The sequence below is a fragment of the Microbacterium resistens NBRC 103078 genome (genome assembly GCF_001552355.1).
Taxonomy (GTDB): Bacteria; Actinomycetota; Actinomycetes; order Actinomycetales; family Microbacteriaceae; genus Microbacterium; species Microbacterium resistens.
Window position 1 is genome coordinate 16,594 of record NZ_BCRA01000039.1, and the last position, 24,992, is coordinate 41,585.

A 24,992-nucleotide genomic window follows, 5' to 3' on the forward strand; every position below is an offset into this window, starting at 1 on the left:
CTTGGCCTCAATGCCAGTTGAGGTCTTATCTTGAGCAGGTACCCGCCTCGCCTCCGAGCTTCTCCAGCACCTCGACCGCACCGATGTCGAGCCCTTCGCTGTGATGGGCGTGTAGCAGTCGCTCCAGGATCTCTTCTCCCCGACCATGAGCAGCACCCATCCGGACCAGTCGATGCGCGTCGAAGGAGTTGACGGGTCGCGCCGTGCGCAGGTCGAGGCGGAGCCCCTCTTCGGCCCCCATCGACTGGATGTGCCACGCTCGGGCGGCGGCTTGCTCCGGGCTGCTCTGATGCTGCGCGACCGGAACCTCGGGGCAGCGGACGCCTGGGCTGCCGCCGACGCTCTCCGGCAGGCCGCACAGCAGGTCAGTGCCGCTGAGCGGGCACTCGATCAGGCGTCCGGGCACCTGGGCCGGATCGCCTGGCAGCCACCCGAGCGGCAATGGGTGACCGTGGTGTTCCTGCACGGAGAAGACGCCGACGGGGTGCTCGATCCCATCGACCGCGACGGCACCGACGCGGCGATCGAACAGCTGCGCGGCTTCGACTCCGGCGACGAGACCACCCGTGCGGCGCTCGCGAAGGAGGACGCCTACGACGTGCCGCCCACGGACGCGAACACCCGGATGGTGACCGAAGTCGAGTACGCGCTGACGTACAGCCCGACATTCGGATACGTCGTGCTCTACCGTGCATACACCCCGTCGCCCGCCACCACGACGGCGGAGGGCGACGGGCCTGCCGGGGACGCGGAGGCGGCGCGGCGGGCGCTCGATGAGCGCCGGAGGCGGGTGCGCGGCGACGGGTCATGCGTCCAGACGCCGGCGCGGTCGGCGTGGCCGATGAACGCGCGAGGAGCAATGTGCCGACACCGTGTCCTGCGGCGTCGGGTGGATGTAGATCGAGTGCTCGACCACCCCGCGGTACACCTCACGCGCCGAGACGGGACCGGCGGCGGCCCACCCCATGACGTGACCGTCCGCGTCGTCGGTGACGAGCGAGAGCCCCGGGCGCTTGCCTGCGGCGAAGGCCTCCCAGCTCGCGGCCGGGTGAGGTTCGAAGGTGGCGTGCCCGGTGGCGATCCCGGCACGGTATATCGCCCTGACGGCGGGCCAGTCGGCGTCCGTCATTGGCCGCACCGTCACATCGACCATCAGGCAATGAGCGTCCGGGCGGCGTCGGCGAGGGTGCCGGTCGTCGGCTGGTAGTACGCCCACTTGCCGCGCTGCTCCCGGGTCACGAGGCCCGCCTCGACGAGAAGCTTCATGTGGTGCGAGACGGTCGGCTGCGACAGTCCGACGGGTTCGGTGAGATCACACACGCACATCTCGCCGTCCGCGCTCGCGGTGATCAGGGACAGCAGCTTGACGCGGGCCGGGTCCCCGAGTGCCTTGAACACTTTCGCGAGTCCATGCGCGGTCGCATCGTCCACCATCGCCTCGGTCGCGGGATTACAGCACGCGGCCCCCGCGGGAGCGGTGTCAACGGTCACGGGGAGGCTGGTCATGCTCCTATTCTGCCTGACGTATTGACGGTTGTCGATACGTCAGGCAGGCTGTGACGTATCGAAGAACTTCAATGTGTGGAGGTTGGAATGGAACCCGTTGTCGTGATCGGAGCCGGCCCGCAGGGGCTCGCCGCCGCTGCTCACCTGGTGGAGCGGGGCCTGGAACCGGTGGTCCTGGAAGCGGGTGCGGGTCCGGCGTCGGCGGTCGCGGAGTGGGGGCATGTGCGGCTCTTCTCGCCGTGGTCGGAACTGACCGACGCGGCCGCCCGTCGCTTGCTGGAGCCGGCCGGATGGGTGGCGCCGGAGAAGGGGTACCCGACGGGTGCGCAGTGGATCGACGGGTATCTCGCCCCGCTCGCCGATGCGCTCGGTGACCGGGTCCGGTATGGGGCGCGCGCCGTCGGTGTGGGGCGGAAGGGCCGTGATCTCTCGGTCGATGCCGGCCGGGCGGAGCAGCCTTTTGTCGTCCACGTGCAGCATGCGGACGGGCGGGAGGAGCGGATCGAGGCGCGTGCGGTGATCGATGCGTCCGGGACTTGGCGCACCCCCAGCCCCGCCGGTGCCGACGGCCTGCCCGCTTTGGGTGAGCGTGCCGCCACGGACGCCGGGTTCGTCGACTACCGGATGCCGACCGTTGAGGATGTCACCGAACTCGCCGGTCAGCATGTGGTCGTGGTCGGGAACGGGCATTCGGCCGCGACGACGATCTGCGTGCTCGCGCGGGTGGCGAAGCGTGACAACGGGTTGCGGGTCTCGTGGGTGCTGCGCCGCGGCACCGTCGGGAACACCTTCGGTGGCGGGAGCGCCGATGAGTTGCCCGAACGTGGAGCCCTTGGGCAGCGGGCGAAGCAGGCCGTCGAATCCGGGCTCGTGGATCTCGTGACCGGGTTCCGCACCGAACAGATCCTCCTCGAGAACGATCACGCGGTCCTGGTCGCCGAGGATGGGCGACGCTTGGACCCGGCCGCGAAGGTGTTCGTGGCGACCGGGTTTCGCCCAGACCTCTCGTTCCTCTCGGAGATCCGCCTCGACCTGGACCTGCGACTGCAGGCACCCGCGAAGGTCGCTGACGAGGTCGACCCGAACCTGCACTCCTGCGGCTCGGTCCGCGCGACCGGGGCTGCGGATCTCGCGCACCCGGAGCCGGGATTCTTCATCGTAGGCGCGAAGTCCTACGGGCGTGCGCCGACGTTCCTCGCGCTGACCGGGTTCGAGCAGGTGCGCTCCGTGGTCGCGGAGATCGCCGGCGACCGCGAGGCCGCAGCCCGCGTGGATCTCGTGCTGCCGGATACAGGCGTGTGTGGCGGGTCCGGCCTGTTCGACGCCCCGGATGACGCGGGCACCGCTGGGTCGTGCTGCGCCCCGGCCTCGCAACTCATCCAGCTCGGCACCGCACCCGCAGTCCGGTAGAACACGGCAACAGCAGGGAGGGGTGGGAACCAAACGGTCCCACCCACCCCTCCCTCGCATGCCAGCGCGATGGCGCTGAGTTTCAGGCGAGGAGTTCCGCGGCGTCGGCACCAACGTGCAAGCCCGCGCCATCGCGTTATATCACCTGGACTGTCCGTGGCGGCCCAGCGACATCGTGGGCGCACGACTCCGACCTGAAGTGGGCGCCCCGGTACGCTTCCCGCGACTACGGCGTCATCGGCCAGATCAGCAGCTTCGACGTCGCCGTGTCCACCAGTCCGGCACTGGGCGCTGGTGAGCCGGTGGTGCGCATTCGGCTCGACGGAGTGCCACGCAGCGGCTTCGTCATGACCCGGCAGGCGTTCCTCGACGGCGGTGTCGGTCTGATTCAGCGCATCGAGAATCGCACCTCGGGCATCCCCTCGCTCCTCGAGCACGCCCGCACCGATCTCGCCAGCGCCGAGACCGAGCGTGACGACGCCGCCCAGCGCATCGGCCAGCCGTTCCGCCACACCCAGGCCTCGGCGGACGTGGAGAAAAATCTCGTCCGGACCGAGACCCAGCTCGCCGCGATGCAAGAAGACAGCGACCCGGCAGCACAGGCCGACACCGCCCCGGAGAGTCCTCGATCAAGCGGGCTGAACGTGGAGATCGTGCGAGCGCACCGGCCCGCGCTCGGGTACGCCCGAACCCGGAGCGCAGCCCCATAACCAGCGGGCCGGTTCCTCCCCGCAGCCGTGGACGCGGGAGTCGTCCGCGCGAGGCTTCTAAGCCTCGCCATGTTCGATCGTCATCGCGCGGATGCTGCGGGCAACGAGAGTGGGGTTGCTGAAAGGGAGCGTGTGGCCCGCGTCTGGGTCGACCTCGAGGGTGCTCCGTGGGTTGGCGGCGTGCAATAGTCGTGCGGACCGCTGAACAGGGCGCGGCTCGCGACCGCCAGCGAGCACAATGGCGGCCCCGGTGAAACGTTCCCACCCAGATGGAGGCGCGAATGCGCCGTTCGCGGCGACAACGGTGAGCAAGGTCGTCTTCGAGATGGACTCGGAGGTTCGAAGATAGTCGGGCACGAGCGTGGGTGGCACACCGAGCGCTCTCGCTTGCGCATTTGCAAACCGCTCGCTCTTCGCAAGCCCCGCGGTCGATGAGAGCAGTACTCGCGTGAGACCGGGAGCCCAGGCTCCCACATCCAGCCCGCGACACCACCACCGTGCAGCAGGACAACGGTGCGCGGTCGCTCTGGGTGGTACTCCGCAACAAACACGTGCGTCACCCCTCGCCGCTCACAAGCTGCGGATGCCACTGACCGAGAATCTCGAAGAGGGTCACCGTGCTTTGGGCGGGTGCGTCCCACGTGACAATATGCCCGGCATTCGCAACGACGTGCTCTGCGACACCCTCAGCCGCAGCCCAGGTGCCCATTGCCTGCGAAATATTGCCCGTCTGATCGTCGCTGCCGCGCATGAGCCCAATCGGGACTGGCGAGCGATACGCAGGGTCAGGTGCTATGAACGATGAAGTCGCGCGCCACACGTCAAGAAATGTCTTCTTGGGCATTCGGCCAAAAGTCTCTGTTGCTCGCTCAATCGCCGCCGGTGTCACGGCCGATGCCTTCGCCATGAGACCCGGCAAATTACGCGCCGGAATGAGTGCGAGCGAGGGTGCCGCAAGCCCGAGCAAGAATCGCGACGTGGCCGAAAGCGGCCCGGCGTTCCACGCGGAGTCAACGATCACGACGCCGCTCGCTCGGCTCGAATGCATTCGAGCAGATGCTTGCGCGATGTTGCCACCGAGCGAGTGGCCGACGAGAACGGGATCCGATACTTGCGTTTCATCGAGCAACGCCGCAAGGTCGTCAAGTGCATCTTCGGCCGTGAATCGCGTGCCCGGGGCGAGTGTGGACTGCCCGTGCGCGCGAAGATCCCACTGCACAATGCGCGCGCCAGCCGCCACGAGCGCGTCGGCTTGATCGTCGAACATCACGTGATCGAGACCCGCACCATGGAGGAAAACGACCGTCGGCGACCCCCGACCGGAATCGCGATAAGCAATGCGCGCGGTCGGGCGCTGCAGCACGCGGTCAAGTGTCACCATGTCTCGACGCTACCGATCATTTGCGCCTCGCGAAGTGCGTTGCCACCCGGCATTGCCACGGGTGCTATCACGACTGGACCCTGACAAGCGCCTCGGCGCGTTCACGCAAGGTGGCCAAGACACGGCGTGTTGCTGCGTCATCCGACTCGCTGATGCCCTCGACGAGTGAAGCCGTCGCCGCGCCGACGGCGCGGCGGGCGGCAACCAACGCCTCGAGGCCGTCGTCGCTCAGTTGCGTCTCACCCACGACCAAACCGCGATCACGTAACGCTGCCTCGATGGGTTCGATCTCTGTCTTGAGCGCGCGGGCGGTTTCGTCACGCCACTGCCCACTCGAAGCATCCGTGCCGGCTGCGCTCACGGCGTTGAGCACGACCCACTCGGCGTAACTCGCGATCACCGTCGAAGCGAGGGTCGTGAGCAGCAGTGCGCGAAGCGCATTTTCGGTGGCCCCGATGACGGCGGGGATTGAGGGTTGCGTAGTCATGGTGATCCTTTCGGGGGCGGAAGACTGGCTGGTTTCGCAGCGAGTTGGCCGGCGACCATTGCCGCGAGTGCGAGCCCAAACCCCCCGAGCTCGCCTCGGTGCGCGTGCGCTCGAGCGTGCTCATGAGGCCGCCCCCGCACTCACGGGAGCGTGTGAATCGAGCAGCAGATGTACGCCGATTCCTGCGAGTGCCCCGCCGACCACGCGACGTTGCCACACGGCCCAGCGCGGTCGACGTTGCAACAGGAGCGCGATCGAGCCGGCGCTCAAGATGAACGCACTGTTGACGACAATGCTGGCCACGATCTGGACGCCCCCGAGCACGAAGCCCTGCGCGACAACATTGCCCCGCGCCGGGTCGATGAACTGCGGGATGAGGGCCGCGTACAAGATGACAGCTTTGGGGTTGAGCAGGTTGGTTGCGAGCCCCATACCGAAGAGGCGACGCTTCGAATCGCGCGGAATCTGTGCGGGTTCGAAGAGCCCTGCACTGCCGCGAAGCACGGTCCACGCCAGATACAGCAGGTAGAGCGCACCCGCAATCTTGATGATTGTGTACAGCCACGGCACGACCGTGAAGACAACCGCGAGGCCGAGGTTCGCCGCTGTCATGTAGATGGCGAAACCCAGCGCAGTGCCGCAGAGCGAGACGAACCCCGCGAGCGTTCCTTGCGAGAGTGTGCGCGACACCAGATAGATCATGTTCGGCCCCGGCGTCAGCGCCATGCCGAACGCCACGATCGCGATGCCAAGAATTGCGGATGCTTCGGGCATCATGCCTCGATTCCGCGGCCCGCGCGGCGTGAGAAGATCGTGCCCGCAATCGCGATGACCGCGAATGTGAACATGAGTGTGCGGGCCGCGTGCACCATGTCGGGCAGGGCGAAGTTCACGATCATGCCGGCGAGGGTCGCGCTGAACGCCTGAGCGATGATGAGCACGGTGTTGATCGCGGCGGCCGCCTTCGCGCCTTCGTCCTCATCTCTGGTACTGCCGAGCGCGGCGACCGTGAGGTGCGGGAAGGCCAGGCCGATGCCGCTGCCCGCGAAGAAGAGCGTCACGAACCACAACACGAGCACGGTCACGGATGGCCCGTTGTGTTGCAGTGCCCCGTAGGCGGCAAGCCCCAGCCCGATGACAACAGGGCCGACGACAATGAGTGACCGCTGTGCAGCAGCACTCGAAACGTTCGCCGAGAACACCTGCACGATCGACCATCCGAACGAAAGCGCAGCGCCGAGCAGCCCGGCAACGAGCGGGCCCATGAGCCCGATCTCCTGCCCGAAGAGCGGCACGAACGCCTCCGTACCGATCGCGAAGGCGAAGACGGCGACGGTCAGGTAGACCGCGGCAAGCGGTGAACGTCGGTCGAACGCGACGCGGGGCAGAATGCCTTTCGTGCTGCGCTTCTCGTAGGCGATGAAGAGCAGAGCAAGGACGACGCCCGCTGCGAAGGCGAGCACGGTGCCCAGGCCGACTGGCAGAACGCTCGCAATTGCGATCGCGATGACACCGCTGCCGACGAGGCCGAGCGAAACCCACGGCACGACCTCATCAGAGCGGCCGCGCTCGGTGCGCGGAAGCGCCTTCATAGCGACGAAGCTCAGCAAAACTGCGGCGCCGGCGAGGCAGATGAAGTTGAGTCGCCACGCGCCGAACTGTGCGAACAGCCCGCCAACGAGTGGACCAAGGATGTTTCCGACACCCCACATCGCAGAGACGAGCGCTGCGCCGCGCGCCCAGAGCCGTTCGGGGAGCGCGCGCTGCAGCATGACGTAGCCGAGCCCGGCTAGGAGCCCGCCACCGAGACCCTGCACAGCGCGACCTGTCAGAAGCACTGGCATTGTCGGGCTCGCAGCACAGATGAGCGAACCGAGCGCAAATGTGCCGAGCGCGATGAGATACGCGCCGATCGCGCCCCAGCGCATGAGCACGCGACTGACGAGCATCGAGGTAACGATCGAGGCCAGGAGAAACGCCGTCATGGTCCAGGCGTACAGCTCCATGCCGCCGATCTCGCCGACGATCGTGGGCAGGAGGCTCGTGGTGAGGTAGACGTTGCTCGCCTCGATGAGCACGCCACCGGCGAGCACGAGAGCGATGGGCGCGTTGCGCCCCGTGAGAAGTTCGCGCCACGTTCCCGTGGCGGTCTGTACTGGTGTGCTGTCGGTCATTGCGTTCCAATCGCCGGGTCGGCTAGGGCGGCTCATCGCTGTCGAGAAGTGCCGCGAGCGGTCGATTGCGGCCACGCTAATACCTCAACTTAACTTGAGGTCAAGTCGAGAGGAGAAGTTCGTGGAACCTGAAGACCTGCTCGCCGCCGGCGAGGTCTCGCCGGGCAGGCACACCTGTTTCAACCCTGCACTTCTGCGAACGGCTCGAGCTCATCTGCTCTACCCGAACGGCAGGAAACCAGAGACGCCGCCGCCACATGATCCACCGCGTCTCGTTGATCGTCATCGCAAAGCGCCTCGGGGGTGTCGCTCGATCAGGTCGGCGAAGTCTTCACACGTCCCCGCTCGACGACACGCCGACACAGGCTGACTGGAAGCGCATCGCCAGACTCTGGCGCGAGGAGACCACCGCACGCCGCAAGCAGCTCGAAAACCTGCAGCGCGAGCTGACCGGTTGCATCGGCTGCGGTCGTCTCTCCCCTTAGCGCGTGCGGACTCCTCAACACTGACGACGAACTCGCCACTGAGGATCCCCTGCGCATCTAACCCGCGGCGCATCCGGCGATCTCGACCGTTTCACCCCTTGACCTCAACCGTACTTGAGATTCTAACCTGAACGTCATCATGATGCTGTTCATAAAGGGAGCCACTCAATGACGACTAATAACGCTGTAACCGTTCTGGGGCTGGGCGCGATGGGCTCCGCGCTTGCGGGCACCTTTATCGAGCAGGGCTACCGCACGACGGTGTGGAACCGAACCCTGGCCAAGGCCGCCCCGCTGGCGGCGAATGGCGCGATCGCTGCATCGACGGCAGCCGAAGCAGTGGCTGCCAGCCCGCTGATCGTCATGAGCTTGCTCGATCGCACTGCCGTGACCGAGGTACAGCGCGGCATAGCCGATGTCATTGCAGGCAAGGTGATCGTGAACCTCACAAGTGGGTCGCCCGCGGATGCGAGGCACAACGCCGAGTGGGCTCATGAGTGCGGGGCGAAGTACATCGGCGGGGCGCTGCTCGGTGACCCATCGTATGCCGGAACGCCCTCGATGCTGATCTCACTCAGCGGTGATCGTAAGGCATTGGAGGCTCATCGCTCCACAATCGATGAGCTTGGCAGGACCACCTTCTACGGCGATGATGCCGGCCTCGCCGCAGTGGAGTTCATGGCCCAAGTCGCCATCGGTTACGAGTTCTTGATCGGGCTGCTGCACACGTTCCGACTCGTGCGCACCGAGGGGGTCGATGTAGCTGAGTTCGCCGGTCGTGTCGCAGAAACAATGACGGGGTACGCGCAGCTGGTCACGACGTTCGGTGCCGCCATTGCGAGCGGCGAATATGCTCCGGACCTCGGCAACCTTAAGGTGCAAGCCGCCCTCATGGATGACTTGATCGAGCATCGCGCCTCGGCCGGTGTCGACACGACCCGGATGCGCGAGGTGCGAACGCTCATGCAACGTCGAATTGCCGACGGGCACGGGGAAGAAGGCTTTTCAAGTTTGTTCGAGCTTCTCGGTTCGCGACACCGACTGCCCCGATGAAGAACACGGCCATGGACCGCCTGCGCCGGGCATGGAAAGAAGATCCGTGCCGCCGTGTGAGGCGGGGCGGGCCTGGGGGCGTCGGGTGACCGCGCGGAATAGACCAGGGTGCGCCGCGGTTCCATCCGGCATGAACGCCACGGTTCCCGGCCGCCCCCGGCTCGTCTTCGACGTGCTGGGCACTCTCGGGCACCAGTTCGGCAGTCTCCAACGGTGCGCAAGCGCCGTCACTGGGTGGGGGACGTCGATTCGGCTCAGATGGTGGAGGCCTGGCTGACGTACGTCGCCGACCGAGAAGGCGAGATCAACGCCGGTGAAGCCGCGTTCGGCCCCAGCCATGTGCTCGATGCAGAGGCGCTGCAGGCTCTCACGGGTCGGGGCATGCTGCCGGCATCTGCAGTGCCTCCACTGTCCTCCGCCTCGCAGCGCCTCGACCCCTGTCCGGACACCGTCGTCGGCCTGTCGAGACTCTCGGCCGATGCGACCGTGCTCGGCCTGTCGAACGCCAGCCGTAGAGTACTGGACGGCCTGCGCGAACACTCAGGGATGCCGGTGTCCGAGTTCCTCTCCGCGGAGGATGTCGGAGTGTACAAGCCGAGCGCGGAGATCTACCAGCTGGCACTGGCAACCGCCTCCCCGGGTTCGGCGCCGCCGTACATGGTCGCAGCGCACGCCTGGGATCTGCGCGCCGCAGCCAGCGCGGGCCTCCGCACCGCCTATGTTCCCCGCCTGGGAGGGGATCCTCCCACCCCCGAGGACGCCTTCGACCTGTATGCCGACAGCCTCGAGCACCTGCACGCGCTGCTGATCCGATAACCAGCCTCCGGCTACCACGGCCGGCGACGACCATGCAGGTGTCGCGGCCGAGGCGGCCTCTACCTCGGTGCCGGGCGGCTTTTCGCGGTCGAGCAGTGACACTGCTTGGACCAGTTGGGGCGAGGTCACTCCTTGGTGTGGCGATGGAGGCGGAGGGCTGTGGGGAGGCGCTCTGTGTCTGGAGCGCGTGGGTAGATCTCCTGGGTGTACATGTCAGGGCGGCAATCCGGCAAACCGCCTGAAGAAGAGCGAGAGGACTGCGGTGGCGCAATGTGGGCGCGCCGGCCTGCGCTCGGTGTGCACCTGAACCCGGAACGCAGCCCCGTTCCCAGCGGATCAGGCTCCTCGCCGCAGCCGTGGAGGCGGGAGATGCCCGCGCGAGGGTTCTGACGCTCGCGGGCCGCGACGTGCACCTTGCCGCCACACACAAGCTGCGCCGCTTCCGTGCGGGGCACCGCGAGGTAGGAGACACGCTGATGGACGAGCAGAACGCACCGCAGAACGAGCAGCGGACGGATCAGGCGAAGCTGCGACCGCGACAGGCCCTGGTGGGGTACATCGACTCCGACCCGAGAGTCACCTACGGCCAGAGCGGGGTGCCACGGCTCTACGCCCGCGTCGGCGTCGAGCACTTCCGACGCGACGGGGAGGAAGCGACAACGCAGACTTCGTACCCGAGCAGGACGAACCAGAACTCTCGTTCCTGAGCGCTCATGATGCCTTCCCGTGGACTCGCGCGGACTCTCGCGGGCGGTCGTGCCCCCTCGTGCCCCTCGCGGGGCAGAGACGGCAGAACCCGCAGAATCTCGCGGATCCCGGGCTATCCGGCGTGCCTTGTGGGGCACGACATGAGGGGCACGCCGAACCTGTTTCCGGTAGGCGGGCACCCCCCTCACCCACGTCACAGGTGCGCTCGTGCCCCCTCCGTGCCCCACCGAACAGGTACTCGTGTACATTGCTGTCCTCCTCTGATCTTTGAGAGAAGGCACGAAAAGAGGCCCGGAACTGCAGAAACATGCAGTTCCGGGCCTCTCACCAGCCCTTGCGGGCTGTCAGCTAGAGCTGGGCGTCAGAAGTCCCAGTCGTCGTCCTCGGTGGCGACGGCCTTGCCGATGACGTACGAGGAGCCGGACCCCGAGAAGAAGTCGTGGTTCTCGTCCGCGTTCGGCGAGAGCGCCGACAGGATCGCCGGGTTCACGTTCGTGACCGTCGACGGGAACATCGCCTCGTACCCGAGGTTCATCAGCGCCTTGTTCGCGTTGTAGTGCAGGAACCGCTTGACGTCCTCGGTCAGGCCGACCCCGTCGTACAGGTCCTGCGTGTACTGCACCTCGTTGTCGTAGAGCTCGTACAGCAGGGAGAAGGTGTAGTCCTTCAGCTCGTCGCGCTTGGCCTGGTCGACCCGCTCGAGCCCCTTCTGGAACTTGTACCCGATGTAGTAGCCGTGCACGGCCTCGTCGCGGATGATCAGGCGGATGAGGTCCGCCGTGTTCGTCAGCTTCGCCCGGCTCGACCAGTGCATCGGCAGGTAGAACCCGGAGTAGAAGAGGAAGGACTCCAGCAGCGTCGAGGCCACCTTCCGCTTCAGGGGCTCGTCCCCGCGGTAGTAGTCCATGACGATCTGCGCCTTCTTCTGCAGGTTCGGGTTCTCCACCGACCAGCGGAAGGCCTCGTCGATCTCCTTCGTCGAGCACAGCGTCGAGAAGATCGAGGAGTAGCTCTTCGCGTGCACCGACTCCATGAACGCGATGTTCGTGTAGACGGCCTCCTCGTGCGGGGTGATCGCGTCGGGGATGAGCGAGACGGCGCCCACGGTGCCCTGGATGGTGTCCAGGAGCGTGAGGCCGGTGAACACGCGCATCGTCAGTGTCTGCTCCTCCGGAGTGAGCGTGTTCCACGACTGGATGTCGTTGGACAGCGGCACCTTCTCCGGCAGCCAGAAGTTGTTCACCAGACGGTTCCAGACCTCGAGGTCCTTGTCGTCCTGGATGCGGTTCCAGTTGATCGCCTGGACGTGGTCGACCAGCTTGAGCGATTCGGGGGTCATGTCTTTCCTAGATCGGTCGTTGAGCGAGCGAAGCGGTCGCGAGGGTCAGAGCATGCAGGAGACGCACTCGGTCATGTCGGTGCCCTCCAGTGCCAGCTGACGCAGACGGATGTAGTAGATCGTCTTGATGCCCTTGCGCCAGGCGTAGATCTGCGCCTTGTTGATGTCACGCGTGGTGGCGGTGTCCTTGAAGAACAGCGTCAGGGACAGCCCCTGGTCCACGTGCTGCGTGGCGGCGGCGTAGGTGTCGATGACCTTCTCGTAGCCGATCTCGTACGCGTCCTGGTAGTACTCCAGGTTGTCGTTCGTCATGAACGGCGCCGGGTAGTACACGCGCCCGAGCTTGCCCTCCTTGCGGATCTCGATCTTCGACGCGATCGGGTGGATCGAGCTCGTCGAGTTGTTGATGTAGGAGATCGATCCGGTCGGCGGGACCGCCTGCAGGTTCTGGTTGTAGATGCCGTGCTTCTGGATGCTCTCCTTCAGCGCGACCCAGTCCTGCTGCGTCGGGATGTGCTTGCCCGCGAACAGCTCCTTGACCTTCTCGGTCTCGGGCTCCCAGGCGCGCTCGATGTACTTGTCGAAGAACTCCCCCGACGCGTACGTCGAGTCCTCGAAGCCGTCGAAGGCGACGCCCCGCTCGATCGCGAGGGCGTTGGACGCCCGCAGCGCGTGGTACAGCACCGTGTAGAAGTAGATGTTCGTGAAGTCGAGCCCCTCCTCGGAGCCGTAGAACACCCGCTCCCGCGCGAGATAGCCGTGCAGGTTCATCTGCCCGAGGCCGATCGCGTGCGAACGGTCGTTGCCGTCCTCGATGGAGCGGACCGAGCCGATGTGGCTCTGGTTGCTCACGGCGGTCAGCGCGCGGATCGCGGTCTCGACCGTCTGGCCGAGGTCGTCCGCGTCCATCGCCAGCGCGATGTTCATCGAGCCGAGGTTGCAGGAGATGTCCTTGCCGACCTGGCTGTAGGAGAGGTCCTCGTTGTACGTGGTCGGCGTGTTGACCTGGAGGATCTCGCTGCAGAGGTTCGACATGTTGATGCGGCCCTTGATCGGGTTCGCCTTGTTCACCGTGTCCTCGAACATGATGTACGGGTAGCCCGACTCGAACTGGATCTCCGCCAGGGTCTGGAAGAACTCGCGCGCGTTGATCTTCGTCTTCTTGATGCGCGGGTCGTCGACCATCTCGCGGTACTTCTCCGTGACGGAGATGTCGCCGAAGGGCACGCCGTACACGCGCTCGACGTCGTACGGCGAGAACAGGTACATGTCCTCGTCGTTCTTCGCCAGCTCGAAGGTGATGTCCGGCACGACGACGCCGAGGGACAGCGTCTTGATGCGGATCTTCTCGTCGGCGTTCTCGCGCTTGGTGTCGAGGAACCGCATGATGTCCGGGTGGTGCGCGGAGAGGTACACCGCGCCCGCGCCCTGACGCGCGCCGAGCTGGTTGGCGTAGCTGAAGCTGTCCTCGAGGAGCTTCATGACCGGGATGATGCCCGAGGACTGGTTCTCGATCTGCTTGATCGGCGCGCCCGACTCGCGGATGTTCGACAGCAGCAGGGCGACGCCCCCGCCGCGCTTGGACAGCTGCAGGGCGGAGTTGATGCCGCGGGCGATCGACTCCATGTTGTCCTCGATGCGCAGCAGGAAGCAGCTGACGAGCTCGCCGCGCTGCGCCTTGCCGGCGTTGAGGAAGGTCGGCGTCGCCGGCTGGAAACGACCCGAGATGATCTCCTCGACGAGGCTGACGGCGAGCTTCTCGTCGCCGTCCGCGAGCGCGAGGGCCGTCATCACGACGCGGTCCTCGAAGCGCTCCAGGTACCGCTTGCCGTCGAAGGTCTTCAGCGTGTAGCTCGTGTAATACTTGAACGCGCCGAGGAAGGTCTCGAAGCGGAACTTCTTCGAGTAGGCGAGGTCGTTGAGCTTCTGGATGAAGTCGAACGAGTACTTCTCGAGGACGGCGCCCTCGTAGTACTCCTTCTCCACGAGGTAGTCCAGGCGCTCCTTGAGGGAGTGGAAGAACACCGTGTTCTGGTTCACGTGCTGCAGGAAGTACTCCCGCGCGGCACGCTTGTCGGCGTCGAACTGGATCTTCCCGTTCGCGTCGTAGAGGTTGAGCATGGCGTTGAGGGCGTGGTAATCCAGCCCCTCGTACGCCGGGTTGACCTTGAAGGCCGCCTCTTCCTTCACTGCGTCATGCTCTGCATGCTGGACTGCAATACCCACCATCGTTCCAATCCGTCGCTCACGCGATCGACGTCTTCCTGTGTGCCGAACACTTCGAGCCGGTACAAGTGAGGCACGTGGCACTTGCGGCTGACGATGTCGCCGGCGAGGCAGAACGCATCGCCGAAGTTCGTGTTCCCCGCGGAGATCACTCCGCGGATGTGTCGCCGGTTGCGCTCGTCGTTGAGGAACCGGATCACCTGCTTGGGGACGGCGCCCTTCTCCTCGCCACGCCCCTGGCCACCGCCATAGGTGGGGGTGACGAGGACGAAGGGCTCATCGACGACGAGCGGCTCGTCCCCGCGGTGCAGCGGGATGCGCTTCGCCGGCAGTCCCAGCTTCTCGATGAAGCGCGCGGTGTTGCCAGACACGCTCGAGAAGTAGACCAGGAGCGGCGCGGCGGTTGCGACGGCGCTCATGATCGGCCTTACGCCAGTCGCGAGGCGAGCTCGTCGATCTTGTCGGGACGGAAGCCCGACCAGTGGTCCTCGTCGGTGACGACGACCGGCGCCTGCATGTACCCCAGGGCCTTGACCTGCTCCAGCGCCGCCGGGTCCTCCGACAGGTCGTGGATCTCGTACTCGATGCCCTTGGCGTCGAGCGCGCGGTACGTCGCGTTGCACTGAACGCAGGAAGGCTTCGTGTAAACCGTGATGGACATGTTCTGCCTCTTCTTCCCCTCAAAACCCGGTGTTCACCCGGTGGACCCTCACCGGGACTTCAATACTACATATGGGGACCGACATTCGGGTCGACCACAAGGGATAGTAGTTACATCCGTGTAGTTTTCCACCGCTCTCCCCTGATACAACACAGGTTGTCCACGGTTTCATCCACAGGCGGGCACCCCGCCCCGAGCCCCGCGAAGCGCGGATTCCCGGGCCTCGCGGACCGCCCCGGCGGATCCCTCCACAGGGGGGACGCTAGAACCGGCCTCCGACATTCCCCAGCCTGTGGAATCCGCCCTCCGGCGTGTCGTCGGCGTGTCGCGCCGAGGCCCCCCGATCGACGCCGCGCGGCACGGTCGCGACCCCGGTAACGTGGTCGCGTGGCCGCATCGGGATATCGCGAACTCCTGCGCACTCCAGGCGTGGGGCGCATGATCGCCGCGCAGCTGACCGCGCGCTTCCCGAACGGCATGTCGAGCCTCGCGATCCTCCTCCACGTCGAGCACACCACCGGCTCCTACGGGGCAGCGGGGCTCGCCCTGGCCGCGGCCTCGGTGGGCCAGGCGGTCGCCGGCCCGATCACGAGCCGCTGGATGGGCGCCTGGGGCATGCGCCGGGTGCTCACGCTCACCCTCTCGGTCTGCGTGCTGGCGTTCCTCGGGCTCGCACTGCTTCCGCTCGCCGTCCCCGGCTACATGGCCCTCGGCCTGGTCGCGGGACTGTCGACGCCGCCCGTCCAGGCGGCCGTGCGCACCATCTACCCGAAGCTCGTGAACTCGTCGCAGCTGACTCCGCTGTTCTCCCTCGACGCGTCGCTGCAGGAGATCATCTGGATCCTCGCGCCCGTCACGATCACCCTGGTCTCGACCCAGATCGGGACCGTCCAGGGCCTGCTGCTCGTGGCCGCGATCCTCGTCGCCGGCGGGGCCTGGTTCATCCTCTCCCCCGAGGTCGGGCGGGTGCGGATCCCGCGCAGCCGCCACGGTTTCGGGCGGGTCGTGCTGAAGCCCCCGGTACTGATGGCCACCGTCATCGGCTTCCTCCTCATCGGCGCCTGCTCGGCCGTCGAGGTCGGCGTCGTCGCCACCTTCGGCCACGGCGGCGAGCACGAGAGCGGGATCGAGTCCGGCATCGTGCTGGCGGTGTTCGCGCTCGGGAGCCTCGTCGGCGGCCTCGCCAGCGGCCGGGTGCCGATCGGGCCGTGGGCCATGGCGCGCCGGCTCGCGATCGTCACGGTCGGGCTCGCGCTGACCATGGTCTCGCTCAACGTGTTCTGGCTCGGCGGCACGCTGCTGGTCGCCGGCATCGGCGTCGCCCCCGCGCTGGCGGTCCTGTTCGCGATCACGACGGCGAGCGTCAAGTTCTCGGAGACGGCCGAGGCGTTCGGCTGGGCCGGCACCGGCCAGCTGATCGGGGCCGCCGCCGGATCCGCGATCGCCGGCTTCCTCATCGACCAGACCGGCGGCCCCCAGGGCGCCTACCTCGCGGCGACGCTGTTCGCCGCCGTGGGGCTCGCCGCCTCGATCCTCTTCGTCCGCGCCTTCCCCGATCTCCGCCACCGCGATCCCAGTCCGATCCCCGACACAGAACCGGTCTCACTCCCGCCATCATGACGAACGCCACCACCTCCCCCGCCTCCTCCGTCGTCCCCGAGCTCGTCTGCGTGGGCGAGTGCATGCTCCTCGTGACCCCGGACGGCGCGCCGCTCTCCGCGGCCGCCCACGCCACCCTGGGGCTGGCCGGGGCCGAGTCCAACGTGGCCGCTCAGGTCGCCGCAGCCGGGCACCCCGCCGCCTGGGCCTCACGCCTCGGCACCGACCCCCTCGGCGAGCGGATCCTCGACGAGCTGCGGCCCCGGGGCGTCGAACTGTGGGTCGAGCGCGACGAGGAGGCGCCCACCGGCGTCATGTTCAAGGACCCCGGCGCCGAGTCGTCGACCGTCTACTACTACCGGCGCGGATCCGCCGCCTCGCGGATGGACGTCGGTTTCCTCTCCCCCGAGCGCCTCGCGGGCGTCCGGATCGTGCACACCACGGGCATCACCCCCGCGCTGTCCGCCAGCTGCGCCGCGATGGTCGAGCGCCTCTTCGACGACGCTCACGAGGCCGGCGCGCTGGTGTCGTTCGACGTGAACGACCGCCGCGCGCTGTGGTCCCTGGAGGACGCCGCGCGCGAGCTCGCGCGCCTGGCGAACCGTGCGGACATCGCCTTCGTCGGGCGCGACGAGGCCGAGCGCCTCTGGGGCACCGCCACCCCCGCCGAGATCCGCGCCCACATCCCGGATGCGGGACTGCTCGTCGTGAAGGACGGCGACGTCGGCGCCACCGCGTTCGAGGGGTCGGCGGAGCCCGTGTTCGTCCCGGCGCCCCGCGTGGAGGTCGTGGAGCCGGTCGGTGCCGGAGACGCCTACGCGTCCGGCTTCCTGGTGGCGACGCTCGAAGGGACGGAGATGGCGGAGCGGCTGTCGGCCGGCCACGCCGCCGCCGCCCGGGTCCTCACGATCCCCCACGACATCCCGCCGCTGGCCTGATCGCGCCACGCACCGCACGCATCTCCCCTCGCAGACCGCCCGGCTCGCCGAAAGGCCGAGCCGGGCGTTCTGCGTCGAGAGCGAAAGAGCACCACGACGCGCCCGGCGCCGATGGCGCTCACCCGCCCCGCCCCCGCAGACCGCGGCCTCGCGTCAGGCGATGCGGTCGCCGCGGCGCCAGAACGACGCGTCGAAGCCGCTGAGCGGCTGCGGACGGTCCTTGCCGGTGAGACCGTAGGGGTCGAGTCCGTCGAACAGGTCGCGGGGATCGATCTCGAGGACGCCGGCGATCTTGAGCACCGTGGCCAGACGCGGATTCCCCTCGCCCTTCTCGATCTTGCGGAGGTTCGACGGGTCCAGTTCGCACGCGGCGGCGAGTCCGTTGACCGTGAGCAGACTGCGCACCCGCAGCTGCGCGATCCGCTCCCCGAGCACGATGCGGGGATCACGGGAGGCGGTGGTCACCCTTCCTTGGTAATCGCCCCGGGCGAGAAGACGAAGGTTTGCTTCCGATAGGTTAACGCCACGGGGTTTTAACCGCACATCCACGACCCCGTTCGACCGCGCCGCCGAACCGGGAGCGAAGCCGTATGCCGACCGAGGACCTCCCCGTCTCCCCGGCTTTCGCGCCCGAGGAGACGGGCGACACCCCCTTCGACGCGCTGCTGGACGAGCTCCGGGCCATGGCCGACTCGCGACGCGTCCAGGGTGCCTACCTCGAGGAGCTCGTCCGCCACTACCTGCGGCTCGATCCCCTGAGATCCGGGCAGTTCCGCCGGGTCTGGCTGTGGCGGGACTGGCCGGGGCGCGACGGGCGCGGGGACCCCGGGATCGACCTCGTCGCGGAGACGACCGACGGAGACCTCCTCGCCATCCAGGTCAGGTTCTTCGCCGCGGACCACCGGATGCGCACGTCCGACCTGGACTCCTTCTTCGAGGCCGTCGGCCGAGAGCCCTTCGCCGGCGGGATCGTCGTCGACACGACGTCCGGGCGATGGTCGACGAACGCCGAGGACGCGCTGAAGAACCGCACCGCGCGGATCAGCCGGATCACGCTCCAGGAGCTGCGCCACAGCCAGATCGACTGGTCCACCTACCGCCTGACCGCCCCGGAACGGGCGCCGCGGCTCCATGGCCGTCAACAGTTGCGCCCTCATCAGCACGAAGCCGTCCAAGCGACGCTTCGCGCGTTCACGGAGGACCGCCTCGACCGCGGCACGCTCGTCATGGCCTGCGGCACGGGCAAGACCTTCACCGCGCTGAAGATCGCCGAGCGCTACACCCGAGAACACGGCGGCGGCCGGTCCATGGTGCTGTTCGCGGTGCCGTCGCTGGCGCTCCTGCAGCAGGCCCTGGAGGAGTGGTCCCGCGAGCACGACCCGGACATGCCGTTCCGCGCGTTCGCGGTCGGATCGGATCCGCGGCTCGGGCGCGTCGCCAACGGCGATCTCACGAGCGTGGCCCTGGAGGACCTGGCCGCCCCCGCGACGACGGACGGGGCGATGCTGTTCCGGCTCCTCGACGATGTCGACCTGTCGGAGGGCATGACGGTGGTCTTCTCGACCTACCAGTCGATCCAAGCCGTCAGCGACGCACAGGGCCTCGGCGTCCCCGCCTTCGACCTGGTGATCTGCGACGAGGCCCACCGCACGACGGGTGTCCGCCTCGCAGAGGACGAGGACCCCTCCGAGTTCGTGAAGATCCACGATCCGCGGATCATCGACGCCGAACGACGCCTCTCCATGACGGCGACCCCGCGCATCTACGCCCCGGAGGCGAAGAGCCAGGCCCGGCAGCGGGACGTCGAGCTCGTCTCGATGGACGACGAGACGCTGTTCGGCCCCGTCGTGTACCGACTCGGCTTCGGCGAGGCGGTGGAGCGGGGACTGCTGACCGACTACAAGGTCCTCGTTCTCGGGGTGAGCGAGGGCCAGGTCGCCCGGTCGTTCGTCGAGCACCTCCGGCTCGAATCCCACGAGCTCCCCCTCACCGACGTGGCCAAGCTCATCGGCTGCTGGAGCGCGCTGGCCCAGCGGCCGTCCGGCCATCTCACCGACGGGTTCGGCGGGGACATCGCCCCCATGCGCCGCGCGGTGGCGTTCACGCGGGACATCAAGACCTCGCGAAAGGTCGAGCAGGACTTCCCGCACCTGGTCCGCGCCCACCTCCAGGCCCGCCTGAACGACGACCCGACCGACGATCTCGGCGTCGAGTGCCGCCACGTCGACGGCACCATGAACGCGATCGAGCGCGGGGCGCTTTTGCAGTGGCTGCGCGAGGATCCGGGGATCGAGCGTCCGGGACCGCCGACCGCGCGCGTCCTGACGAACGCCCGCTGCCTCAGCGAGGGCGTCGACGTCCCCGGCCTCGACGCCGTGCTGTTCCTGAGCGCGCGCAAGTCGCAGGTCGATGTGGTGCAGGCCGTCGGACGGGTGATGCGTCGCGCCGAAGGGAAGACCTGCGGCTACATCGTCCTCCCCGTCGCGATCCCGGAGCAGATCTCCGGCGAGGAGGCCCTGAAGGACAATGAGCGTTACCGGGTCGTCTGGCAGGTCCTCCAGGCGCTTCGCTCCCACGACGAGCGGTTGGACGCCCAGATCAACCGGATGGGCCTGACCGGCCGCTCCCCCGAGACGGTGGTCGTCGCTCATGTCGACCTGGCTGCATCGTCATCCCCCACGCGGGCCCCCGGGGAGATCGGGGCGGTCGATCACGACCCGGACGCCGCCGGCCGCGTAGCGCGCACGAGGACGGCGGCCGTCTCCCCCGCCCTCCCGCTGTTCGGCGCGGACGACTGGAAGAATGCGGTCTACGCCACGCTCGTGAAGAAGGTCGGCGACCGGCTGTACTGGGACGACTGGGCGGACGACGTCTCCGGAATCGCGCAGACGTACGTCACACTCATCGGCGCGCACCTGGACGCCTCCGCGGGCGACCGCGGGCGCTTCCAGGCCTTCCTCCGAGCGCTCCGGGCCACCGTCAATCCCGAGATCGCCGAGCACGAGGCGATCGAGCTGCTCGCGCAGCACCTGATCACGATGCCCGTCTTCGACGCCATGTTCCCCGACGACTCGTTCACCCGCGCGAACCCCGTGTCGCTGACGATGCAGGAGGTGATCGACTCTTTCTCCGAGAACGCGGCGTTCGCCCGTGAACGGGAGCCGCTCGAGTCCTTCTACTCCGGAATCACGGACCACATCCGCCGTCTCCCGGACTTCACCTCCAAGCAGCGCCTCCTCGTCACGCTCTACGACCGGTTCTTCGCGAAGGCGTTCCCGAAGCTCGCCGACCGGATGGGCATCGTCTTCACCCCGGTCGACGTCGTGGACTACATCCTCCGGTCGGCCGACGACGCGTTCCGGGCCGCCTTCGACCGCGGCCTGGGCGACCGGGGCGTGCGGATCCTCGATCCCTTCACCGGGACCGGCACGTTCCTCACCCGCCTCCTCCAGCTCGGCCTCGTCCCGCCGGAGAACCTCGCGTACAAGTACCGTCACGACCTCTTCGCGAACGAGGTCGTGCTGCTCAGCTACTACATCGCCGCCGTCAACCTCGAGAGCGTGTTCCGCGAGCTGACCGGCACGACGCCGGACGCCGGGGAGGCGGCCTTTCCCGGCATCAGCCTCACCGACACCTTCGCGATGGACGAACGCGACCACGAGCTGGCCGGCGGGGTGTTCCCCGAGAACACCGAGCGCCTCGAACGGCAGCGCCGCGCGCCGATCGACGTGATCGTCATGAACCCGCCCTACTCGGTCGGGCAGCGCAGCGCCAACGACGACAACCAGAACGCCCGCTACCCCGCCCTCGACGCGAGGATCGAGGAGACCTACGCGAAACGCTCCACGGCGACCCTGAAGAACTCGCTCTACGACTCGTACTTCCGCGCGCTCCGGTGGGCCACCGACCGCATCGGCGACGAGGGCGTGATCGCGTTCGTGTCCAATTCGGGGTTCGTCGACGGCAACACCGCGGACGGGGTGCGGCTCGCCTTCGGGGACGAGTTCAGCGACGTCTTCCTCTACGACCTGCGCGGCGGCATCCGCGGCCGGGTCGGCGACGCGGCGCGCAACGAGGGCGGCAACGTCTTCGACATCATGACCGGCGTCGTGATCGCCGTCCTCGTCAAGCGCGCCGGTCACGTCGGCCCCGCCCGGATCCGTTACCGCAGCATGGGCGACGCGATGACCCGTGAGCAGAAGCTCGACGCACTGCGCACCGAGGCGTCCCTCCGCGGATCCGAGTTCCGCGAGATCCTCCCCAACGCCGCCGGCGACTGGCTCAACCAGCGCGACGAGCGCTTCGGCGCCTTCCGCGCGCTGTCCGGGCCGGACGGGGTGTTCGCGCTGTCCTCGAACGGGCTCAAGACCAACCGGGACGCGTGGTGCGTCAACTTCGACCGGACGCTGCTGCGCGCCAACGTCCGCCGGCACGTCGACTTCCTGAACGGCGAACGGCGAAGGGTCCGGTCCCTCGCCGCCGGCGGCACCCGCCCGCGGACGCTCGTCACCCGCGACCCGCGCCGGGGCAGCTGGGACCGGGTCAACCTCGGCGACGTCGACCGCGACCGGGAGACGGCCCATTCCGATGCGGGCTACCGGGAGGGCGTGTACCGCCCGTTCGTCCGCACCCCGATCTACTTCGATCCCACGCAGCGAATGAACAACTGCACCTACCAGCTCCCCCGGCTCTTCCCGACCCCGGCGCACCCCAACCGCGCCATCGCGGTCAATGCCCGCGGCGCGGACGTCCCGCTGATGGTCGACGCGATCCCGGACCTCCACGTCGTCGGCGACGCCCAGGTCTTCGCGCGCTGGCGCTGGGAGCCGCTCGCCGCACCCACCGGCCTCGACCTCGGCGCCCTGGACGGCCTCGATCCGACGGAGGACGAGGTCGTGGTGGACGGGTACCGGCGCGTCGACAACATCACCGACGAGACGCTCGCCCGGTATCGGCGCGTCTACGAGGACGACGAGCTGACGAAGGGCGACGTGTTCTCCGCGGTGTACGCGATCCTGCACCATCCCGAGTACCGCGCCCGCTACGAGGCGGATCTGAAGCGCGTGCTGCCGCGGATCCCGGTCGTGGCCGACATCCGCGCGTACGTCCGCACCGGCGAGGCGCTGGCGGCGCTGCACCTCGGGTACGAGGCGGCGGACGGGTTCCCGCTGGCCGAGGTCTGGGCGATCGACGCCCCCACCGACGACGACGCCGCGCGGTACGCGATCGATCGGATGACCTGGACGACGCGCCGCGACCGCAGCGCGATCCGCTACAACGCCTTCCTGACCCTCACCGGCATCCCGGAGGAGGCGCACGAGTACCGGATCGGCGGACGCAGTCCCCTCGAGTGGATCCTGGACCGTTACCGCGTCCGCGTCGACGCGCAGACCGGCATCGTGAACGATCCCAACGCCTGGCTGCGCGATCGCGCCGATCCGCGATACGTCGTGCGCCTCATCGGGTCCCTCGTCACGCTGTCGATGCAGACGCGGCTCCTCATCGCGGGCCTGCCGCCGTTCGAGGTGCTCGACGCCTGAGCGGATCCCGGCGCACTCGGTCGTCGGGCGAGAAGCGCAGCGACGGGGCGCCCCTCCGTCGGATCCGCGCGTTTCGACTCGCTCCGCTCGCTCAACGACCGAAACCCACCGGTCGTTGAGCGAGGAGCGCAGCGGCGGGGCGCCCCCGCCGTCGGATCCGCGCGTTTCGACTCGCTCCGCTCGCTCAACCACCGAAACCCACCGGTCGTTGAGCGAGGAGCGCAGCGACGAGACGAAACGCCCCGCCGACGGACTACTTGGAGTTGAAGTCGAACGCCTTCAGCAGCTCTTCGACGGCCTGATCGCGCTGGGGGCCGCCCTCGTCGAACATGTGGGAGACGTGCGTGCGGAGGTGGTTCTCCAGCAGGAGGCGGTTGAGGGACTCGAGCGAACGCTGGATGGCGCGGGACTGCGTGATGATGTCCATGCAGTACTCCTCGCCCTCGATCATCCGCGTCACCCCGCGCAGTTGGCCCTCCAGGATGCTGGCGCGGTGCAGGGCGCGCTTCTTGATGTCTTCGATCACGCTCCGAGCGTAGACCGGATCCGGCCGGGAACGGGTCGATCCCCCGCCGGACCGATGATGTCGGCGGACGTCGGCTCACGGCGCAGGGGCCTCCCCGGGCACGCGGACCGCGCGTCCGGAGTCGGCAGGACGAGGGTGGCAGGATAGCGACCATGGTGACCGCACCGCCCGCCCTGCTCTCCGAGGCCGACCGCGAGCGCCTGCGGTCGCTGCGGCGTATGAAGGCCGTGGCCCTCGTCGCGCTGCTCGTGATGGCCGTCGCCTTCGTCGTCGCGTTCTGGCTCCAGAACCGGTACCCGTGGCTGGCCTACGTCCGTGCCGCGGCCGAGGGCGGCATGGTCGGAGCCCTCGCCGACTGGTTCGCCGTCACCGCGCTGTTCCGGCGTCCGCTGGGCCTCCCGATTCCGCACACGGCGATCATCCCCAACCGCAAGGACGAGATCGGGCGCTCCCTGGGCGAGTTCGTCGAGACGAACTTCCTCGCCGCCGAGGTGGTGCGCACGAAGCTCGACGAGACCGACATCGCCGCGCGGCTCGGCGAGTGGCTGGGCCAGGAGCGGCATGCCGAACGCGTGGCCGCGGAGGGCGCGACCGTCGCCGCGGCCGTGCTCCGCGCGCTCAGCGACGACGACGTGCGCGACCTGATCGCCGACCTCGCCCGCGAGCACCTGGTCCAGCCGGAGTGGGGCCCGGCCGCGGGCGGGTGGCTGGAGAAGGTCGTGCAGAGCCGTGCCCACCACGGCGCCGTGGACCTCGCGGTCGACAGCCTGGAGACATGGCTCGCGGCCAACCGCGACACGTTCGAGGGGCTGATCTCGCGGCGCCTGCCGTCCTGGGTCCCGCGCGTCGCCCAACGGCTCGTGGACGAGGCGGCCTACAACGAGGCGCTCAAGTTCGTGCGCGCCGTCCAGGCCGATCCCGCCCATCCCGCCCGGCACGCGATCGATCGCTACCTCGCCCGCCTCGCCGACAACCTCCAGCACGATGCGGCGACCCGCGCACGGCTCGAGAACGCCAAGGCGACGGTGTTCGACAGCCCGAAGGTCGCCGCCCTCGCCGCCGAGGCCTGGACCACCGCCAAGAACGGCCTGCTGACCGCGCTCGCGGACGAGGACAGCGGCCTGCGCCGCCGCGCGGTCGCCGCCCTCGCCGACGTCGGCCGTCGCCTCTCCACCGACACCGCCCTGCAGGCACGCGTCGACGGGTGGGTGACCGACGCCGCCGTCTTCCTCGTCGACCGCTACCGGCACGACATCGCGTCGATCATCACGGACACCGTCGAGCGCTGGGATCCGGCCGAGACGACCGAGAAGATCGAGCTGATGGTCGGCCGGGACCTCCAGTACATCCGCCTGAACGGCACGGTGGTCGGGGCGCTCGCGGGGCTGGCCATCTTCACCGTCGCCCACGCCCTGATCCCGGGCGTCTGACTC

Annotated in this window: 23 protein-coding genes; 11 read left to right on the top strand and 12 right to left on the bottom strand. The window is 68.1% G+C overall.

Features of this window, described 5'->3' with window-relative positions:
• Window positions 1-25: 25 nt before the first annotated feature.
• Window positions 26-241 (bottom strand): thioredoxin domain-containing protein, encoded by a 216-nt coding sequence (locus MR1_RS20700; protein ID WP_409366245.1) that lies wholly within the window; start codon window positions 239-241, stop codon window positions 26-28.
• On the opposite strand from MR1_RS20700, the gene MR1_RS20510 reads away from it, so the two are divergent.
• Window positions 146-1,207, top strand: a complete 1,062-nt coding sequence (locus MR1_RS20510; protein WP_067244847.1) for a hypothetical protein — start codon at window positions 146-148, stop codon at window positions 1,205-1,207. The genes MR1_RS20700 and MR1_RS20510 overlap by 96 nt on opposite strands.
• Here the strand turns inward: MR1_RS20510 and MR1_RS08095 are convergent.
• Window positions 1,153-1,506, bottom strand: coding sequence for an ArsR/SmtB family transcription factor (locus tag MR1_RS08095; RefSeq protein ID WP_084344451.1), 354 nt, complete (start codon window positions 1,504-1,506; stop codon window positions 1,153-1,155). The two genes, MR1_RS20510 and MR1_RS08095, sit on opposite strands and share 55 nt — an antisense overlap.
• A gap of 87 nt (window positions 1,507-1,593) precedes the next feature.
• On the opposite strand from MR1_RS08095, the gene MR1_RS08100 reads away from it, so the two are divergent.
• Window positions 1,594-2,916, top strand: a complete 1,323-nt coding sequence (locus tag MR1_RS08100; RefSeq protein WP_067244851.1) for an FAD-dependent oxidoreductase — start codon at window positions 1,594-1,596, stop codon at window positions 2,914-2,916.
• A gap of 266 nt (window positions 2,917-3,182) precedes the next feature.
• Window positions 3,183-3,626 carry a hypothetical protein gene (locus MR1_RS08105; protein ID WP_157517968.1) on the top strand — a complete coding sequence of 148 codons (444 nt, stop codon included), beginning with the start codon at window positions 3,183-3,185 and terminating at the stop codon, window positions 3,624-3,626.
• A gap of 556 nt (window positions 3,627-4,182) precedes the next feature.
• Here MR1_RS08105 and MR1_RS08110 read toward each other — a convergent pair.
• From MR1_RS08110 to MR1_RS08125, 4 genes are all read right to left on the bottom strand, one after another.
• Window positions 4,183-5,007: an alpha/beta fold hydrolase gene (locus tag MR1_RS08110; protein WP_067244855.1), complete on the bottom strand. Its 825-nt coding sequence runs from the start codon at window positions 5,005-5,007 to the stop codon at window positions 4,183-4,185.
• A 67-nt stretch (window positions 5,008-5,074) separates the two neighbouring features.
• On the bottom strand, window positions 5,075-5,494 hold the full coding sequence (locus MR1_RS08115; RefSeq protein ID WP_067244858.1) for a hypothetical protein: 420 nt from the start codon (window positions 5,492-5,494) through the stop codon (window positions 5,075-5,077).
• Window positions 5,495-5,614: 120 nt separating this feature from the next.
• On the bottom strand, window positions 5,615-6,271 hold the full coding sequence (locus MR1_RS08120; protein WP_231820302.1) for a LysE family translocator: 657 nt from the start codon (window positions 6,269-6,271) through the stop codon (window positions 5,615-5,617).
• A complete protein-coding gene (locus MR1_RS08125) occupies window positions 6,268-7,668 on the bottom strand; it encodes an MFS transporter (RefSeq protein WP_067244860.1) in 1,401 nt (466 codons plus the stop codon). The genes MR1_RS08120 and MR1_RS08125 overlap by 4 nt, the downstream gene beginning before the upstream one ends.
• Before the next feature lie 257 nt (window positions 7,669-7,925).
• Here MR1_RS08125 and MR1_RS20705 point away from each other — a divergent pair, with 257 nt between their 5' ends.
• The 4 genes from MR1_RS20705 to MR1_RS08140 all read left to right on the top strand — a co-directional run bounded on the left by MR1_RS20705 (window position 7,926) and on the right by MR1_RS08140 (window position 10,729).
• Window positions 7,926-8,153: a MerR family DNA-binding protein gene (locus MR1_RS20705; RefSeq protein WP_409366243.1), complete on the top strand. Its 228-nt coding sequence runs from the start codon at window positions 7,926-7,928 to the stop codon at window positions 8,151-8,153.
• A 168-nt stretch (window positions 8,154-8,321) separates the two neighbouring features.
• On the top strand, window positions 8,322-9,206 hold the full coding sequence (locus tag MR1_RS08130; RefSeq protein WP_067244862.1) for an NAD(P)-dependent oxidoreductase: 885 nt from the start codon (window positions 8,322-8,324) through the stop codon (window positions 9,204-9,206).
• 213 nt (window positions 9,207-9,419) lie between these two features.
• Complete coding sequence (locus MR1_RS08135) at window positions 9,420-10,022, top strand: HAD-IA family hydrolase (RefSeq protein WP_255218116.1); 603 nt, start codon at window positions 9,420-9,422, stop codon at window positions 10,020-10,022.
• Between the two features lie 476 nt (window positions 10,023-10,498).
• A complete protein-coding gene (locus MR1_RS08140; protein ID WP_157517970.1) occupies window positions 10,499-10,729 on the top strand; it encodes a single stranded DNA-binding domain-containing protein in 231 nt (76 codons plus the stop codon).
• 362 nt (window positions 10,730-11,091) lie between these two features.
• On the opposite strand, the gene nrdF is transcribed toward MR1_RS08140, so the two are convergent.
• The 4 genes from nrdF to nrdH are packed head-to-tail and all read right to left on the bottom strand — an operon-like array spanning window position 11,092 to window position 14,956.
• Window positions 11,092-12,069 (bottom strand): class 1b ribonucleoside-diphosphate reductase subunit beta, encoded by a 978-nt coding sequence (nrdF, locus tag MR1_RS08145; protein ID WP_067244868.1) that lies wholly within the window; start codon window positions 12,067-12,069, stop codon window positions 11,092-11,094.
• 45 nt (window positions 12,070-12,114) lie between these two features.
• Window positions 12,115-14,259, bottom strand: coding sequence for a class 1b ribonucleoside-diphosphate reductase subunit alpha (gene nrdE / locus MR1_RS08150; protein WP_084344452.1), 2,145 nt, complete (start codon window positions 14,257-14,259; stop codon window positions 12,115-12,117).
• Window positions 14,256-14,714, bottom strand: a complete 459-nt coding sequence (gene nrdI / locus MR1_RS08155) for a class Ib ribonucleoside-diphosphate reductase assembly flavoprotein NrdI (protein WP_084344453.1) — start codon at window positions 14,712-14,714, stop codon at window positions 14,256-14,258. The genes nrdE and nrdI overlap by 4 nt, the downstream gene beginning before the upstream one ends.
• An 8-nt stretch (window positions 14,715-14,722) precedes the next feature.
• On the bottom strand, window positions 14,723-14,956 hold the full coding sequence (nrdH, locus tag MR1_RS08160) for a glutaredoxin-like protein NrdH (protein ID WP_067202914.1): 234 nt from the start codon (window positions 14,954-14,956) through the stop codon (window positions 14,723-14,725).
• Window positions 14,957-15,394: 438 nt separating this feature from the next.
• Between nrdH and MR1_RS08165 the strand changes: the two genes are divergently transcribed.
• Both MR1_RS08165 and MR1_RS08170 read left to right on the top strand, forming a co-directional pair.
• Window positions 15,395-16,576 carry an MFS transporter gene (locus MR1_RS08165; protein ID WP_067244872.1) on the top strand — a complete coding sequence of 394 codons (1,182 nt, stop codon included), beginning with the start codon at window positions 15,395-15,397 and terminating at the stop codon, window positions 16,574-16,576.
• Window positions 16,573-17,493 carry a sugar kinase gene (locus MR1_RS08170; protein WP_067244875.1) on the top strand — a complete coding sequence of 307 codons (921 nt, stop codon included), beginning with the start codon at window positions 16,573-16,575 and terminating at the stop codon, window positions 17,491-17,493. Before MR1_RS08165 ends, MR1_RS08170 begins: the two co-directional genes overlap by 4 nt.
• Window positions 17,494-17,646: 153 nt before the next feature.
• Here the strand turns inward: MR1_RS08170 and MR1_RS20045 are convergent, their stop codons facing one another.
• Entirely contained in the window at window positions 17,647-17,958 is a 312-nt protein-coding gene (locus MR1_RS20045) for a helix-turn-helix domain-containing protein (protein WP_067244877.1), read from the bottom strand.
• A gap of 125 nt (window positions 17,959-18,083) precedes the next feature.
• On the opposite strand from MR1_RS20045, the gene MR1_RS08180 reads away from it, so the two are divergent.
• Window positions 18,084-23,033 (top strand): type ISP restriction/modification enzyme, encoded by a 4,950-nt coding sequence (locus tag MR1_RS08180; RefSeq protein WP_067244879.1) that lies wholly within the window; start codon window positions 18,084-18,086, stop codon window positions 23,031-23,033.
• A 253-nt stretch (window positions 23,034-23,286) separates the two neighbouring features.
• Here MR1_RS08180 and MR1_RS08185 read toward each other — a convergent pair whose 3' ends face one another.
• Entirely contained in the window at window positions 23,287-23,559 is a 273-nt protein-coding gene (locus MR1_RS08185; protein ID WP_067244882.1) for a metal-sensitive transcriptional regulator, read from the bottom strand.
• Between the two features lie 152 nt (window positions 23,560-23,711).
• Here MR1_RS08185 and MR1_RS08190 point away from each other — a divergent pair, with 152 nt between their 5' ends.
• Window positions 23,712-24,989 carry a DUF445 domain-containing protein gene (locus tag MR1_RS08190; RefSeq protein WP_067244884.1) on the top strand — a complete coding sequence of 426 codons (1,278 nt, stop codon included), beginning with the start codon at window positions 23,712-23,714 and terminating at the stop codon, window positions 24,987-24,989.
• Window positions 24,990-24,992: the final 3 nt, after the last annotated feature.